The organism is Komagataeibacter nataicola, assembly GCF_003207795.1.
Taxonomy (GTDB): Bacteria; Pseudomonadota; Alphaproteobacteria; order Acetobacterales; family Acetobacteraceae; genus Komagataeibacter; species Komagataeibacter nataicola.
The window spans coordinates 1-15,270 of the sequence record NZ_NIRT01000032.1; the positions used below are offsets into that span (position 1 = coordinate 1).

General features: G+C 63.5%; 13 protein-coding genes and 1 tRNA gene. 11 read left to right on the top strand and 3 right to left on the bottom strand.

Going from position 1 to position 15,270, the window contains the following annotated elements:
- Positions 1 to 157: 157 nt before the first annotated feature.
- Complete coding sequence (locus CDI09_RS13745) at positions 158 to 967, bottom strand: glycosyltransferase family 2 protein (protein ID WP_078525618.1); 810 nt, start codon at positions 965 to 967, stop codon at positions 158 to 160.
- Positions 968 to 1,310: 343 nt separating this feature from the next.
- On the opposite strand from CDI09_RS13745, the gene rho reads away from it, so the two are divergent.
- The gene (gene rho / locus CDI09_RS13750; RefSeq protein ID WP_078525620.1) at positions 1,311 to 2,621 is read left to right on the top strand and encodes a transcription termination factor Rho; all 1,311 of its coding nucleotides are present in this window, start codon (positions 1,311 to 1,313) and stop codon (positions 2,619 to 2,621) included.
- Positions 2,622 to 2,758: 137 nt separating this feature from the next.
- Here rho and CDI09_RS13755 read toward each other — a convergent pair whose 3' ends face one another.
- Both CDI09_RS13755 and CDI09_RS13760 read right to left on the bottom strand, forming a co-directional pair.
- Positions 2,759 to 3,730, bottom strand: a complete 972-nt coding sequence (locus CDI09_RS13755; RefSeq protein WP_078525622.1) for a quinone oxidoreductase family protein — start codon at positions 3,728 to 3,730, stop codon at positions 2,759 to 2,761.
- A gap of 29 nt (positions 3,731 to 3,759) precedes the next feature.
- Complete coding sequence (locus CDI09_RS13760) at positions 3,760 to 4,212, bottom strand: methylated-DNA--[protein]-cysteine S-methyltransferase (RefSeq protein WP_078525624.1); 453 nt, start codon at positions 4,210 to 4,212, stop codon at positions 3,760 to 3,762.
- Between the two features lie 99 nt (positions 4,213 to 4,311).
- Here CDI09_RS13760 and mnmE point away from each other — a divergent pair, with 99 nt between their 5' ends.
- The 10 genes from mnmE (at position 4,312) to CDI09_RS13810 (ending at position 15,250) form a co-directional block, all read left to right on the top strand.
- A complete protein-coding gene (mnmE, locus tag CDI09_RS13765) occupies positions 4,312 to 5,619 on the top strand; it encodes a tRNA uridine-5-carboxymethylaminomethyl(34) synthesis GTPase MnmE (protein ID WP_078525626.1) in 1,308 nt (435 codons plus the stop codon).
- 12 nt (positions 5,620 to 5,631) lie between these two features.
- The gene (gene mnmG / locus CDI09_RS13770; protein WP_078525628.1) at positions 5,632 to 7,503 is read left to right on the top strand and encodes a tRNA uridine-5-carboxymethylaminomethyl(34) synthesis enzyme MnmG; all 1,872 of its coding nucleotides are present in this window, start codon (positions 5,632 to 5,634) and stop codon (positions 7,501 to 7,503) included.
- On the top strand, positions 7,503 to 8,129 hold the full coding sequence (rsmG, locus tag CDI09_RS13775; RefSeq protein ID WP_078525630.1) for a 16S rRNA (guanine(527)-N(7))-methyltransferase RsmG: 627 nt from the start codon (positions 7,503 to 7,505) through the stop codon (positions 8,127 to 8,129). Before mnmG ends, rsmG begins: the two co-directional genes overlap by 1 nt.
- Positions 8,122 to 8,949: a ParA family protein gene (locus CDI09_RS13780; protein WP_078525633.1), complete on the top strand. Its 828-nt coding sequence runs from the start codon at positions 8,122 to 8,124 to the stop codon at positions 8,947 to 8,949. Before rsmG ends, CDI09_RS13780 begins: the two co-directional genes overlap by 8 nt.
- Positions 8,946 to 9,845: a ParB/RepB/Spo0J family partition protein gene (locus CDI09_RS13785; RefSeq protein ID WP_078525635.1), complete on the top strand. Its 900-nt coding sequence runs from the start codon at positions 8,946 to 8,948 to the stop codon at positions 9,843 to 9,845. Before CDI09_RS13780 ends, CDI09_RS13785 begins: the two co-directional genes overlap by 4 nt.
- Before the next feature lie 84 nt (positions 9,846 to 9,929).
- Positions 9,930 to 10,005: transfer RNA gene (locus CDI09_RS13790), tRNA-Lys, on the top strand.
- Between the two features lie 156 nt (positions 10,006 to 10,161).
- Complete coding sequence (locus tag CDI09_RS13795) at positions 10,162 to 10,899, top strand: gamma-glutamyl-gamma-aminobutyrate hydrolase family protein (RefSeq protein ID WP_078525637.1); 738 nt, start codon at positions 10,162 to 10,164, stop codon at positions 10,897 to 10,899.
- Positions 10,896 to 11,672, top strand: coding sequence for a pseudouridine synthase (locus tag CDI09_RS13800; RefSeq protein ID WP_078525638.1), 777 nt, complete (start codon positions 10,896 to 10,898; stop codon positions 11,670 to 11,672). Before CDI09_RS13795 ends, CDI09_RS13800 begins: the two co-directional genes overlap by 4 nt.
- Positions 11,672 to 12,247 (top strand): 16S rRNA (guanine(966)-N(2))-methyltransferase RsmD, encoded by a 576-nt coding sequence (rsmD, locus tag CDI09_RS13805; protein WP_078525640.1) that lies wholly within the window; start codon positions 11,672 to 11,674, stop codon positions 12,245 to 12,247. The genes CDI09_RS13800 and rsmD overlap by 1 nt, the downstream gene beginning before the upstream one ends.
- A 156-nt stretch (positions 12,248 to 12,403) precedes the next feature.
- The gene (locus CDI09_RS13810) at positions 12,404 to 15,250 is read left to right on the top strand and encodes a DNA translocase FtsK (protein ID WP_110571362.1); all 2,847 of its coding nucleotides are present in this window, start codon (positions 12,404 to 12,406) and stop codon (positions 15,248 to 15,250) included.
- The last annotated feature ends 20 nt before the right edge of the window (positions 15,251 to 15,270 follow it).

Here is a 15,270-nt window from a genome sequence, read left to right on the forward strand (position 1 = left end):
CTGCCATGCCTGGAACCAGCTCGTCGATCAACCATGGCGCATCATGTCAATCGGACTGCGCAATTGGGCTCATAGGTTATAGCAATCAACGGTTGGTATTATTGCCGCTCCGGGCCATTTCTACTGCGGTCATTACCCTGAAAAGGCCGCAGGCTGCCTAAAATGAAATGAACTGTTCCGGAATCTGGCAGATATCGCTTGTCCGGCCTTTGGAAAGGATTTCGTTTATCGGCAGCGAATCCAGACCGATATTTCTTTTTCTGTTCATCAGATGCTGGAATTTGTTAATCAGTTCTTCATCGCTACAGCGTTGATGGGCACCTTGCCCATTCTGCACGGATGCCTTGCTCCAGTTGAGGGCGCGCGTCAGGGCAAGCCGTTTGAGGCTGATATCAAGATCCATGTTTTTCATATGAAACAGCCAGAGATCAAGATCGAGATAGGAAGGCTGATCGCATTCATGAAATCCCGGTGCCCATGAAATTGGAACATAGGATATGACGGGCTTGGATTCCCACGGATTGATGAACCCGAATGAACGCTGTTCAAGCAGTGGCCGCGACGTGTTGACGGCAGGCATGTTCGGCCGTTCGGGAAAGACATCAACGCCTACGGCCCGGATCACGGAATGGTTGCGGTGCTTTTCCAGGTAATCCGGCAGCGAGGCAAACAGGTCAGTGCGCGGGACCAGAAATTCATCGCAGTCCACATAGATGACGACATCAAAAAACGAGAGGAGGGATGCATGCAGCCTGCTGATCATTGCAGCCCGCTGTCCGTCATCAAAACAGTCCCGTGGAATACGCAGCCTGTTGCACGGCAGGGCATCGGTCGAGCCATCGGTGCTGCCATGATCGATGACATAGAGATTATCCATCCCGACCTGCCGACCATAATACGCGCACCATAACGGTAGAAAATAATTTTCGTTATAAACCATGGTGATGATCGCGGCACGAAATGACATCCGTCTCTCCTGAAGCGGCCGAAAGGAGAGGGAGTGTACGGATCAAAGCTTAACAATTCATACAGTGCCCGGTAGGCGCGGGGGCCGACAGCATCCCGTGGGATTTGTGTTACGATTCATGGCGCATTGATGCATATGCTTGACGGAAAGGGCATGAATGCCTATAATCGATCCAATTCTGACAGGGTGTTTCCTGCGCGGTCAGAATTCCCACCTTATCAGTTAAGCAGCATCAACAGTTTGATAAAAACAATGGTCAGGCGCCGGTTCCGGCATGCCTTTTCCCTCTGATTGCTGACTTTTCTTTCCCTCCGTGAACTGCCCACTTATAGGCACATCCTGCATGCAACTCGCCGAACTCAAGGCCAAAACTCCAGCAGACCTTCTGGCTTATGCTGAAAGTCTGAATATTGAAAACGCATCATCTCTTCGCAAGCAGGAGCTGATGTTCACGATCCTCAAGACCCTGGCCGATAATGACCAGGCCATCTATGGGGACGGCACGCTTGAAATCCTGTCCGATGGATTTGGCTTCCTCCGCTCGCCCGAGGCCAATTACCTGCCGGGGCCGGATGATATCTACATCTCTCCCAGCCAGGTCCGTCGCTTTGGCCTGCGCACCGGTGATACGGTGGAAGGCCAGATCCGCGCCCCGCGTGATGGCGAGCGCTATTTCGCGCTGCTCAAGGTCAACGCGATCAATTTCGAGCCGCCCGAGGCGGTGCGTCAGCGCATCAATTTCGACAACCTGACCCCGCTCTACCCCGAGCGGCGGCTGAAGATGGAAGTCGAGAACTCAGCCGTAGGCGGCGCGGAAGCACCCGCCCCCACCGGCAAGGGGAAGGGCAAGACCCCGAACCGCGATTTCACCTCCCGCGTGATCGACCTTGTCTCGCCCATCGGCATGGGACAGCGCGCGCTGATCGTAGCCCCCCCGCGCACCGGCAAAACCGTGATGCTGCAGAGCATCGCCTCCTCCATTTCTGCCAACCACCCCGAAGTCTTCCTGATCGTACTGCTGATTGACGAGCGGCCCGAGGAAGTGACCGACATGGCGCGCTCCGTGCGCGGCGAAGTGGTTTCCTCCACCTTTGACGAGCCCGCCACCCGCCATGTGCAGGTAACGGAAATGGTGCTCGAGAAGGCCAAGCGCCTTGTGGAACACAAGCGCGATGTGGTGATCCTGCTGGATTCCATCACGCGTCTGGCCCGTGCCTACAACACGGTCGTGCCCTCATCGGGCAAGGTGCTGACCGGTGGTGTGGACGCCAACGCGCTACAGCGCCCCAAGCGCTTCTTCGGTGCGGCCCGTAATATCGAGGAAGGGGGATCGCTGACCATCATCGCCACCGCCCTGATCGATACCGGCAGCCGCATGGATGAGGTCATCTTTGAAGAGTTCAAGGGCACCGGTAACTCGGAACTGATCCTTGACCGCAAGCTGGCCGACAAGCGGACCTTCCCCGCGATCGACATCACCAAGAGTGGCACGCGCAAGGAAGAACTGCTCGTTGACCGTGCCGACCTTGCCAAGATGTGGGTGCTGCGCCGTATCCTTGCGCCGATGGGCACGATGGATGCGATGGACTTCCTGCTCGACAAGCTGAAATACAGCAAGACCAACCACGACTTCTTCGATGCGATGAATACCTGATCGCATCAGGGTGCGTGATGAAGAAAAACCCCGGCTGAAAGGCCGGGGTTTTTTATTGAAAGTTTTTGGTGAAGCTTTTTCAAAAAGCTTCAGAATACGTTACCTTTTTGAAAAAAGGCGACACCCAAGAACTTTTATCAGGGCAGCAGGATCGTGCTGCCGGTAGTCTTGCGTGATTCCAGTGCGATATGCGCCTGCGCCGCGTCCTTGAGCGCAAAGGACTGGCCGATGCGCGGCGTCAGCACGCCCTTTTCCACCAGCGCGAACAGTTCACGCGCCGCATGCTCAAGGGCCGAACGCTGGGCGATATAGGTCATGAGCAGGGGGCGGGTGAGGTACAGGCTGCCATGGCTGGCCAGCGTGCCGATATCCACCCCCGTCACGGCGCCTGAGGCATTGCCGTAGCTGACCATCAGCCCGCGTGGGCGCAGGCAGGACAGGCTGGTCTCGAACGTGTCTTTGCCGATGCTGTCATACACCACCGGCAGCATGCGGCCTTCGGTCAGGGTGTGGACCTGTTCGGCCACGTTGTCGGTGCCGATGATGACATCCGCCGCGCCATTGGTCTTGGCCAGTGCGGCTTTTTCCGGGGTGGAGACCACGCCAATCACGCGCGCGCCCAGATGCCGCGCCCACTGGCACATGAGCAGCCCCACGCCGCCTGCCGCCGCATAGACCAGAATGTCATCGCCCGGCTGCACGCGGTACACATCGCGCAACAGCATGTGCACGCTCAGGCCGCGCAGCATTATGGCGGCGGCTGTTTGCGCCGTAATGTCGTTAGGGAGCACCACAACCCGGTCTGCCGCGATGGTGCGCAGGGTGGCGTATCCGCCCGGCGTGGCGGGATAGGCCACCCGCATTCCGGTCCGCAGGCCCGATACGCCATCACCCACCGCCGTGATGGTGCCCGCGCCCTCCATGCCGGGAATGGCGGGCAGGGAAGGGAATTTGTACAGTCCGCTGCGGAAGTAGGTATCGATGAAATTGACGCCGATCGCCTCCTGCCGCACCACGATCTCGCCGGGGCCAGGTGTCGGGACGGGCAGCGTTTCCACGCGGAGGACATCCGGCCCCCCATAGCCATGCACGCGGATGACGGTATTCATGATCGTGGCTCCTGTTCAGCTATGCGGTGTCAAAGCGGGGTGGCGGACAGGGTTTCAAGGTCCAGCAGGAACTGCCGGTCGCGTGCGCCTTCATCACCGGGATAGCTGTCAGGGTCGTAATCGGGGCAATCGGCAAAATCGATGCGGTGGCAGGGAATGAAAATGGGGATAGGGTTCTCGGCGCAGGCGCTGAGAATGGTCTCGGGCGATACGCCAGCCTGGTGGGCGGCATCGCGCCAGTTGACCTGCTGACCTACGGGAATACTGATCATGAACCGCCATGCCGCCTGCTGCTCTGGCGTGCCATAGGGGGCGAGCGGCAGTTTGCACAGCGCGGCCTCGCCATCAAAATAGGCTTCCAGCCAGGAGCGGGCTTTTTCCAGAAGGGGTGTTTCTTCCTGATCGCGGCCCCAGCCCCAGTCAAGCGCCACGATCTGCCCGTCCTCGGCGGAGACGGTGAGGGGGGCCAATGGCGAATGCATTGAAAGTTGTGGCATGAGTCACCTTGATCAGGACAAAGAGGTGAACGATAACGCCGTTCGGGGCACTGGCAAAATGATGATGACCTGATGGAGGCAAGAATGCAGGAAAGTGATGGGTCTCCCACGGTCATTTTCGCCCTGGCCAGCGGCCTGTCGCGCGCGGCGATTGCCGTCATGCGCCTGAGCGGGAAGGGAAGTGGCCGGATTGTTGAAAGCCTGTGCGGCCGCCTGCCTGCGCCCCGCCGGGCCTCGCTGCGTGGCCTGTGGAACCGGCATGGCCCCACGCCCGTGCTGCTCGACCGCGCGCTGGTGCTGTGGTTTCCCGGCCCGGACAGCTATACGGGCGAGGATAGCGCAGAGTTGCACCTGCATGCAGGCCCCGCTGTCATCAATGCCGTGGCCGATGCGCTGGTCGCCCTTGGTGCACGCCCTGCCGAGCCGGGCGAGTTCAGTCGCCGGGCCTTTGGCAACGGGCGTCTCGACCTCATGCAGGCGGAAGGCATTGCCGACCTGATCGATGCCGAGACCGAGGCCCAGCGGCGGCAGGCGCTGGCCCAGGTCGATGGCGCGCAGAGTCGCCTGTACCAGCAATGGGCCGACAGGCTGCGCACGCTGCTCGCCCATCAGGAAGCGCTGATCGACTTCCCTGATGAAGAACTGCCGCCCGAAGTGGAACAGGGCCTGCGCGATGGCCTGACAGCACTGCACGCAACCATGGCGGCCTACCTGCGCGAAGGTGCGGGGGCGGAACGGCTGCGTCGCGGGCTGGTCTTCGCTATTGTCGGCGAGCCGAATGTGGGCAAGTCCAGCCTGCTCAATGCGCTGGCGGAGCGGGATGCGGCGATTGTTTCCGCCCGTGCCGGCACCACGCGTGATGCGATCGAAACCCGTATCGTGCTGGGTGATGTGCCGGTAACGCTTGTCGATACCGCCGGATTGCGCGAAACAGAGGATGAGATTGAAGCCGAGGGCGTGCGGCGGTCATTGTTTCACGTGAAACAGGCGGATTGCGTGGTGCAGGTCTTTACCGGCGGCAGCCTTCCGCCTCGACTGGAAGGTGATGGCCTGCTGGTCTGTAACAAGATCGACCAGCAGCCAGCACCTGCTGGGGCAATAGGCATCAGTGTTCTCACCCATGCGGGTATGGATGTGCTACGGACAGTGCTGGCCGAAAAGGCCCGGACCCTGACAGCAGGCCGGGCCAGCGCCCCGCTGACCCGCGCACGCCATCGTGCCGCGATTGAGGAGACGGCGCACCATATCGGGCGTGCGCTTTCGCTCGCGTGGCCGGAAATGCGGGGCGAGGAAATGCGGCTGGCCATGCGCGCGCTTGGTCGCCTGACCGGGGCGGTGGATGTGGAAGCGCTGCTGGATACCGTGTTTGGCCAGTTCTGTATTGGCAAGTAGGAGCAAGGGGTGATGGATCGGGCCTATGATGTGATTGTCGTCGGTGGGGGGCATGCGGGGTGCGAAGCCGCCGCTGCTGCCGCGCGCACGGGTGCCCGCGCCCTGCTGCTCACGCACCGGCGTGATACGGTGGGCATCATGTCGTGCAACCCGGCAATCGGTGGCATTGGCAAGGGGCATCTGGTGCGCGAGATCGATGCGCTGGACGGGTTGATGGGCATTGCCGCCGACCGGGCGGGTATTCACTTCAAGCTGCTTAACCGCTCAAAGGGGCCTGCGGTGCATGGCCCCCGCGCGCAGGCAGACCGCACGCTGTACCGGCAGGCCATACAGGATCTGCTCGACCAGACCGAAGGGCTGGATATCGTGGAGGGCGCGGCAGGCGACATACTGCTCGATGCGCAGGGCCGCGTGGGGGGTGTGGTGTGCGAGGATGGCCGGGCGTTTTCCGCCGGTGCCGTCGTGCTGGCCACCGGCACCTTCCTGCGTGGCACCATCCATGTCGGCCATGAGAGCGAACCGGCGGGCAGGGTAGGAGATCGTCCCGCCAATGCGCTGGGCGAGCGTCTGGCAGCACTCGGCCTGCGCATGGGTCGCCTCAAGACCGGCACGCCCGCCCGCATCGCGCGTGACAGCATTGACTGGGACAGCCTGCCCGAAGACCGGGGCGATGCCGAACCCGAGCCTTTCAGCCGCATGACGGATGGCATCACCAACCCCATGGTCTCATGCCGCATCACGGCCACCACGCCGCGCACGCATGAGATCATTCGCGAGAACCTGCATCTCTCGGCACTGTACGGCGGCGCGATCTCGGGGCGGGGGCCACGCTACTGCCCCTCCATCGAGGACAAGGTGGTGCGGTTCGCGCAAAAGGATTCGCACCAGATTTTCCTCGAGCCCGAAGGTCTGCCCGGCAATCCCGATGGTGGGCTGGTCTACCCCAATGGCATTTCCACCAGCCTGCCTGCCCATGTGCAGCTTGAAATGCTGCAGAGCATTCCGGGCCTGGAAAACTGCCGCATCGTGCGGTCGGGCTACGCGGTGGAATATGATTATGTCGACCCGCGTGAACTTGCCCCCACGCTGGAACTCAAAAGCCTGTCCGGCCTGTTCCTGGCAGGGCAGGTGAACGGCACGACAGGCTATGAAGAAGCCGGGGCACAGGGGCTGATCGCGGGCGTTAATGCCGCCCGGCATGCCTCGGGTGAGGCAGGGGTAACGCTGGAGCGTGGCGATGCCTATATTGGGGTCATGATTGATGACCTGACCACGCAGGGCGTGTCCGAGCCATACCGCATGTTTACCTCGCGCGCGGAATACAGGCTTACCCTGCGGGCTGATAACGCAGACCTGCGCCTTACGCCGCGCGGCATGGAGTGGGGGTGCGTCGGGTGCGCCCGCGCCACGCGTTTCGAGGCAGATCAGGCCGCCATTGATGCCGCCACCCGCCGCGCCGGGCAGGAAACCTATGCGCCGGAGCTGTTGCGCAAGGCCGGGATCAGTGTTTCGGCAGATGGGCGCGCGCGCTCCCTGCTTGATGTGCTGGCCACTGACGCCACACCCGCCATGATTGCCACCATTGCCCCCTGGTTCGCCGATCTGCCGTCCCGCGTGGCCCGCCATCTGGCCACCGAGGCCCGCTACAGCGGCTACATTACCCGGCAGGATCGTGAAATCCGCCAGCTTGCCACCGAAGGCCGCATCACCCTGTCGCCCGACCTCGATTATGCGCAGGTTGGTGGCCTGAGCAGCGAGATGCAGGAACGCCTTGCGCGCGTGCGGCCTGTAACCTTTGGCGCGGCCCAGCGCATTCCCGGCATTACGCCGTCAGCCCTTGTGGCGCTGCTCGCACATATCCGCCAGCGCCAGGTCGCGGCCTGATGGCGCAGGATGAATCCGTGGCGGTGCTGGCCGATGTTTCACGTGAAACACGCGAACGGCTGGAGCGGTATGCCGATCTGCTGCTGCGCTGGAACGCGCGCATCAACCTTGTCTCTCCGCATGACCTGCCGCATCTGTGGTCACGCCATATAGGGGACAGCCTGCAGCTTGCCAGCCTGATTCCGCCTGGCGGCGTGGATCTGGTCGATATGGGGTCGGGTGGGGGATTCCCCGGTCTGGTCATCGCCTGCGCGACTGACGCGCAGGTGACGCTGGTTGAATCCGACCAGCGTAAGGCCGCCTTTCTGCGTGAGGCCGCGCGGGTGGCGGGGGTGAAGGTACGGGTCTGCGCGCAGCGGCTGGAAGTGGCCGACGTGCCGCCAGCACAGGTGGTGACGGCCCGCGCACTTGCCCCCCTGTCGCGCCTGCTGGAATGGGGCGCGCGGTTCCTGCGGCCCGATGGTGTCTGCCTGTTTCTGAAAGGACGCAACGCAGAGGAAGAATTGACGATGGCCCGTGCCGGTTGGCACATGACGACAACCCGGATTCCAAGCCGTACCAATACGGATGGTGTGATTCTAGAATTGAGCGATATCAGGCGTGTCAGAGACCATAACAATGAATGATACGGGAAGCCGGTCCGCGTCTTCCCCCCGCATTATCGCGCTGGCCAACCAGAAGGGCGGCGTGGGCAAGACAACCACCGCCATCAACGTGGCGGCAGCACTGGCCACCTCGGGGCTGAAAGTGCTGCTGGTCGATCTCGACCCGCAGGGCAATGCCTCGACCGGGCTGGGCGTGGGGTATGATGCCCGCAGCAGCGGCACCTATGCCATGCTTGAAGATGGCGCGCGCGCCGCAGGCGTGGTGCAGGCCAGCGCCGTGCCCGGCCTGTCTCTGGTTGCGGCGGATACCGAACTCGCAGGGGCCGAACTTGAGCTGGTCATGGCGGAAGGGCGTGAATACCGCCTGCGTGAGGCCCTTGCCCAGATTGGCGGCGATTATGACGTGGTGCTGATCGACTGCCCGCCCAGCCTTGGCCTGCTTACGCTCAATGCGCTGGTCGCGGCCCAGTCGGTGCTCGTGCCGCTGCAATGCGAGTTCTTTGCGCTTGAAGGCATCAGCCAGCTGGTGCGCACCGTCAATAGCGTGAGCAAGGGGCTCAACCCCGCGCTCAGGCTCGATGGCATCGTGCTGACCATGTACGACCGGCGCAACAACCTGTCGGAGCTGGTGGCCGATGATGCCCGCAGCTTCTTTGGCGATAAGGTGATGGAAACCCTCATTCCCCGCAATATCCGCATCTCCGAGGCACAGAGCCACGGGCAGCCGGTCATGAACTACGACCAGCGCTCGTCGGGCAGTCAGGCCTATCAGGCGCTGGCGACCGAACTGGCCCAGCGTCTTCGCCTGTCATCTGGCCATAAAGGGAAGGCACGCGCGTGAAAACCAAGAAGGAAGCGGGGCGCCCCCGCCTGGGTCGTGGGCTTGCAGCACTGTTGGGCGAGCAGGTCAATGCGCTGCCCGCAGCCCCGGCTGTTGAAGGGCGCAAGGTGCCGGAAGCCATTTCCAGCCTGCCGGTCGATGTGCTGGAGCCAAGTCCCTTCCAGCCGCGCCAGCAGATGGAGCCAGGCGCGCTTGAAGAGCTGGCAAGCTCCATCCGCGTGCGCGGCATTTTGCAGCCCATTCTGGTCAGACCCCACCCGCAGCGGCCGGGTACCTACCAGATCATCGCGGGCGAGCGCCGGTGGCGCGCATCCCAGATTGCGGGACTGCATGAGGTGCCCGTGCATATCCGCCCGCTCGATGATGGTGATGCCATGGCCGCGGCTCTGGTGGAAAACCTCCAGCGTGCCGACCTCAACGCTATCGAGGAGGCCGAGGGCCTGCAGCGCCTGCTCGATGACTACGCCCTGACGCAGGATGAACTGGCCAGCGCCATTGGCAAGTCGCGCCCGCATGTGGCCAACATGGTCCGGCTGCTGCAACTGCCGTCGCCCGTGCGTGATGCGGTGCGCCATCGCGGTCTTTCTGCTGGTCATGCCCGGGCGCTTCTGGCGCATGCCGACCCGGTGGCGGCGCTGAAGGTGGTGCTGGCGCAAGGGCTGAACGTGCGCCAGACCGAGGCCCTGACCAAACAGCATGAGCGTAAGGCCGCCACTGCGCGCGAGAAAGGGGAGAAAGCCGCCCGCAACCCCGAAATCGCCGCCCTTGAGCGCGATCTGGCCACAAGGCTGGGCCTGAAAGTGCAGATCAGCTTTGATGGCAAAGGCGGGAGTGTGAAGATCGATTACCGCTCGCTCGAGCAGTTCGATGGGCTGCTGCGGCTGCTCCAGCGCTAGAGATTATAAAAAAAGTTCAAAAAACCCCTTGCCAGCCAATGGGGTGACTGCTAGAAGCCCTCTCACCCGAGAGGGTAACCCTGTGGGCGCATAGCTCAGTTGGTAGAGCAGCTGACTCTTAATCAGCGGGTCCAAGGTTCGAGCCCTTGTGCGCCCACCATAGGGTTTAATAAGATTACATAAGTCCCCATCAAGGCTTTGCCGGTGGGGATTTTTTGTATCATCCAGCCAGCATGACACGCCTGCAGCCACACAGAAGGGGGAACAGCATGATGATCTCGTTCCTCCCGCCAGCCTGTCCCGCAGGGGCCGGGTCATGACCGCCTCACGGGCACCCCTGATCGGTATTACGCTCGATAGCGAACCGCCTTCCACCACGGGCGGTTATTCCCGCTTTGCGTGGTATGCGCTGCGTCAGAACTACATGGACATGATTACCGCCTGTGGCGGCCTGCCGGTGGCTCTGGGGCATGATGTGGCACAGGCGGGGCAGATGGTGGCGCGGCTCGATGGACTGGTGGTCACCGGCGGTGCCTTTGACGTGCCGCCCGACCTGTATGGCGATGAGCCGCCGCATGCCACCGTGCAGACCAAGCCGCGCCGCACGGCAGCAGAAATGGCGCTGTTCGGGGCAGCTCTGGCGCAGGGGCGTCCGGTGCTAGGTATTTGCGGTGGCATGCAACTGCTCGCCGTGCTGCTCGGTGGGCGGCTGGTGCAGCATATTCCCGACACCTATCCGGCCGCTCTGGCGCATGAACAGCCCAACCCGCGTGATGAGGCGGGGCATGTGGTGCATGTCACGCCAAACACGCAGCTTGCGCGGCTGGTGGGGCACGATACGCTGGCCGTCAATTCATCGCACCATCAGGCGGTGGCGGATGCCGGGCGCGCGGTGGTGTGCGCCACAGCACCCGATGGCGTGGTCGAGGCCATTGAATATCCCGGCCACCCGTTCTGTATAGGGGTGCAGTGGCACCCCGAATTTGGCATATCGGCAGGAGACCGTCTTCTGTTCGAAGGGTTGATCGACGCTGCGAGGCAGACAGGAACATGACACAGGACCATTCCACCGAAGCCCCTTCCGCGCGTGGCGACCGTATTGCCAAATGGCTGGCCCGTTCGGGCGTGTGCAGCAGGCGCGATGCCGAACGCCTGATTGCCGAAGGCAAGGTGCAGCTCAACGGCGTAGCTGTCACCCATCCGGCGACTTTTGTTGATGAAGGCGATATCGTTCAGGTCGAGCAGAAGGTTGTTGGCGCGCCCGACCGTACGCGGCTGTGGCGCTACCACAAGCCCGACGGGCTGGTCACGACCCACCGCGACCCCGAGGATCGCCCCACCGTGTTCGATTCCCTGCCGCCGGGCATGCCGCGCGTCATCAGCGTGGGCCGCCTTGACCTCAACAGCGAGGGGCTGCTGCTGCTGACCAATGATGGCGCGCTCGCGCGCAGGCTGGAACTGCCCAGCAATGGCTGGATCAGGCGCTACCGCGTGCGCGTGTTTGGCGTGGTTGACGAGCGCGCGCTGGCATCCCTGATCCGGGGCAGCGAGTTCGAGGGCGTGCGCTATGGTCCGATCGAGGCGCAGCTTGATTCCGTCAAGGGCGACAACGCCTGGCTGACCGTGTCTTTGCGTGAAGGCAAGAACCGCGAGATCCGCAAGGTGATGCAGGGGCTGAACCTGCATGTCAGCCGCCTGATCCGCACCTCCTACGGGCCGTTCCAGCTTGGCACGCTCAGGCGCGGCGAACTTGAGGAAGTGACTGGCAAGGTCATCCGTGAGCAGGTCGCGGGCCTTGCGGGCGGCAAGACCCCGCGCGGCGCCTGATGCGCATCATCGCGGGCGAGTGCCGGGGGCGCAGCCTGCTGGCCCCGCCGGGGCAGGTCACGCGGCCCACGGCAGACCGGGTGCGCCAGGCCCTGTTCGATACGCTGGCCCATGCGTCATGGGCCGGGGCGGACCGGCTGCGGGGCGCGCACGTGCTTGACGGGTTTGCCGGAACGGGTGCATTGGGCCTCGAAGCCCTTTCACGCGGGGCGGCCTCGGCGCTGTTTGTCGAGCAGAACCGCGCGGCCCTGCGGTGCCTGCGTGACAATGTGCGCGGCTGTGGCGTGCAGGACCGGGCTACGATTCGGGCCTGCGACATGCTGCGCCTGCCGTCGCGTGGCACGGCGGCGTCCGCTGATCTGGTTTTTCTTGATCCACCCTATAACCATGATCTGCCCACAAGGGCTCTGGCCGTGCTGGAACGCGGCGGCTGGCTGCATGCGACCACCCTCATCGTGGTCGAGACGGCAGCGGCGGAAGCGCCTCCCGTGGAGGCATCGCGCCTGCTGCTGGAGCGGCGGCATGGGGCGGCCTGCCTGTATGCATGGCGGCATGGGGTAGACGATAACGGGTGATTCATCGCCGTATTTTATCCTGTCGGCCTTCTTTCTGTCGTGTGGACAGGGTTATAGTTGTTTCGTTTGGCGGGAATGACAGGCGCGGCATGCAAAGGTCATCTCCCTCGTGCTTTTGGTCCCCGCAGGCGGGCCTTATGATCGGGATGTGGATTTTTGGCGATCTTCAGCCGTTTTTTTCCTGAATCACTTTCCTCTGGCCCGGCCCGTTCGCGCCTGCGCGAGCGGTTGGCTGAAGCCGGTGGCGTGGGTTTGTGGATTCTCGCGCTGTGTCTCGCCATCGCGTTATGGAGCTATGATCCGCGTGATCCCTCCGCCAATACCTCGAGCGCGCAGCCGCCAGGCAACCTGCTCGGGCGGCCCGGCGCCTATATGGCGGATTTCATGCTCCAGGATTTCGGGATCGTGGGCACGCTGGCCATTTTCTGCCTTATGGCGTGGGGCTGGCGGCTGATCCGCCACCATGGGCTGGCATCGGCGCTGCTGCGTCTCATTGCCCTGCTGTGCGGCCTGCCGGTCATTGCGGCGGATGTTGCGGCCCTGCCACTGCTGATGGGACTGCACGCGCCGCAATGGCCCACGCAGGCCGGGCTGGGCGGGGCAGTTGGCCTGTCGGTGGCACACATGTCCATTCAGGCCGCCACCGTGTTCATGGGGCGCGGTGGGCCGCTGCTCGTGTGGGTGCTGGGGCTGGTGCTTGGCGCCCTGCTGGTGCTGCTGGCGCTTGCCCTGTCCCTGTCGGAATGGCAGGGCATGGGGCGGGGCCTTGTGTTCGGGCTGCGCCAGCCCGTGGTGCTGACAGCCTGGCTGCGCCGTATGACGGCCCGGCCCGAAGCTGGCCAGGGCAGGGGGCAGGCTCCGGCCTGTCCGCCAGCGGCACAGGCGGCACCCGCCGCAGCGCCTTCTTCCTCAATGGCGGCGCTGATCGAGGAAGAGGATGAACCCCTTTTCAATACGGGCCTGACGGCTCCCGCACCGCATGCTGAAGCCCCGCGTCCCGCGCAGGCGGCTGCCACCGGCACGGGCCTGATGCCGGTGAACGATACCGCCCCGTCGAGCAGCCTGCGCGCGCCGGATACAGCGAACATGCCCGCCACCACGGCCCGGCCGAAGGATGCCGCGCCTCCGGCGCTGCCCGGCAACCGCAAGGTGGAAGGAGGGCGACCGGCGCAGGTGTCGTTGCAGAGTAACTGGATGCTTCCGCCCGGCATGGATGAGGACGTGCCCCAGCCGCTGCTGGTCGGCGGCGATGATCCGGCAACGGACCGCGCCCCATGGCATGACGAACCGGCCCCGCCCGAGAACAGGCCCGTCACCGACCATCCGGGCACGCCGCCCGCCGTTGAGGAACCCGCGCGCCCGAACATCTTTTCGCGCCTTTTCTCCGGTGGCTCGCGCGCGGAGGAACCGGCCGCCCGCGCGGATGCGTATGATTCGCCAGCACCCGCGGCATCCGCCGCCACGCCTGCCTATACGCCGCCACAGCAGCCGCAGTGGCAGTTTCCCTCGCTGTCACTGCTGACACCGCCGCCGCCTGCCTCCACGACCAAGCCGACCGAGGAACTGCTCAAGGCCAATGCCGCCCAGCTTGTGACCGTGCTGTCCGAATACGGGGTGCAGGGCACGATCGTGGCCTATCATGCAGGCCCGGTGGTGACGCTGTATGAACTCCAGCCCGCCGCGGGAATTCGTGCCGCCCGCGTGATTGGTCTGGCCGATGACGTGGCGCGGTCCCTGTCGGTGCTCAGCGTGCGTATCGCCACCGTTCCGGGGCGCAACGTGATTGGCATCGAGGTGCCCAATTCACGGCGCGAGACCGTCTATTTCTCCGAACTGCTCATGGATCCCAGATGGGCGCATTCCCCCGCGCGGCTCAACCTTGCGCTTGGCAAGGATATCGCGGGTGAATCGGTTTATAGCGACCTTGCCGCCATGCCCCACCTGCTGATCGCAGGCACCACGGGGTCGGGCAAGTCGGTGGGGGTGAACTCCATGATCCTGTCGCTGCTCTACCGCCTCTCGCCCGAGCAGTGCCGCCTGATCCTGATTGATCCCAAGATCCTTGAGCTTTCCATCTACGAGGGCATTCCCCACCTCATGACCCCGGTGGTGACGGAACCGGCCAAGGCGGTCGCGGCCATGAAATGGGCAGTGCGCGAGATGGATCGCCGCTATCGCGCCATGGCGCACCTGCAGGTGCGTAACATCGCCAGCTATAACGAGCGCGTGACCGAAGCCCGTGAGCGTGGCGAGATCGTGACCCGGCGCGTGCAGACCGGTTACGATCCCGAAACCGGCAAGCCGACCTTCGAGGAGCAGCAGCTTGCCCTTGATTCGCTGCCCTATCTTGTCATCGTGGTGGACGAGATGGCCGATCTCATGATCGTGGCGGGCAAGGAGATCGAGGCCCTGCTGCAACGCCTTGCGCAGAAGGCGCGCGCGGCGGGCATCCATCTCATCCTTGCCACCCAGCGCCCCTCGGTCGATGTGATTACCGGCACCATCAAGGCCAATTTCCCCACGCGCATTTCCTTTCAGGTCATCAGCAAGTTCGACAGCCGCACCATTCTGGGCGAGCAGGGGGCCGAGCAGTTGCTCGGTCGGGGCGATATGCTGTTCATGCAGGCTGGCGGGCGGATCACGCGTGTGCACGGCCCGTTCGTGGCGGATGCGGAGGTGGAGGCTGTTGTTGCCTTCCTGCGCACGCAGGGCGAGCCGATCTATGATGATGATGTCATCTCGCCGCAGGAAGAAGACAGCGCTGACAAGCCCTTCGCTGCTCCCTCTGGCGGCGCGGAGGAAGATGGCCTGTTCGCGCAGGCGGTTGAGGTGGTGGCGCGCGAGGGCAAGGCATCGACCTCTTTCATCCAGCGCCATCTGTCGATCGGCTATAACCGGGCGGCCAAGATCATTGAGCAGATGGAAAAGGAAGGGCTGGTCAGCGAGGCCAACCATGTGGGCCGCCGTGAAGTGCTGATGCGCCGCCCGACAGAAGACGAATGAGGCCACTTTCGCCCCGGGCT

Bases quoted from the DNA above. Each gene is read 5' to 3' on its own strand.
- CDI09_RS13745 (WP_078525618.1), bottom strand. From the start codon at position 967: ATGTCATTTCGTGCCGCGATCATCACCATGGTTTATAACGAAAATTAT.
- rho (WP_078525620.1), top strand. From the start codon at position 1,311: ATGCAACTCGCCGAACTCAAGGCCAAAACTCCAGCAGACCTTCTGGCT.
- CDI09_RS13755 (WP_078525622.1), bottom strand. From the start codon at position 3,730: ATGAATACCGTCATCCGCGTGCATGGCTATGGGGGGCCGGATGTCCTC.
- CDI09_RS13760 (WP_078525624.1), bottom strand. From the start codon at position 4,212: ATGCATTCGCCATTGGCCCCCCTCACCGTCTCCGCCGAGGACGGGCAG.
- mnmE (WP_078525626.1), top strand. From the start codon at position 4,312: ATGCAGGAAAGTGATGGGTCTCCCACGGTCATTTTCGCCCTGGCCAGC.
- mnmG (WP_078525628.1), top strand. From the start codon at position 5,632: ATGGATCGGGCCTATGATGTGATTGTCGTCGGTGGGGGGCATGCGGGG.
- rsmG (WP_078525630.1), top strand. From the start codon at position 7,503: ATGGCGCAGGATGAATCCGTGGCGGTGCTGGCCGATGTTTCACGTGAA.
- CDI09_RS13780 (WP_078525633.1), top strand. From the start codon at position 8,122: ATGAATGATACGGGAAGCCGGTCCGCGTCTTCCCCCCGCATTATCGCG.
- CDI09_RS13795 (WP_078525637.1), top strand. From the start codon at position 10,162: ATGACCGCCTCACGGGCACCCCTGATCGGTATTACGCTCGATAGCGAA.
- CDI09_RS13800 (WP_078525638.1), top strand. From the start codon at position 10,896: ATGACACAGGACCATTCCACCGAAGCCCCTTCCGCGCGTGGCGACCGT.
- rsmD (WP_078525640.1), top strand. From the start codon at position 11,672: ATGCGCATCATCGCGGGCGAGTGCCGGGGGCGCAGCCTGCTGGCCCCG.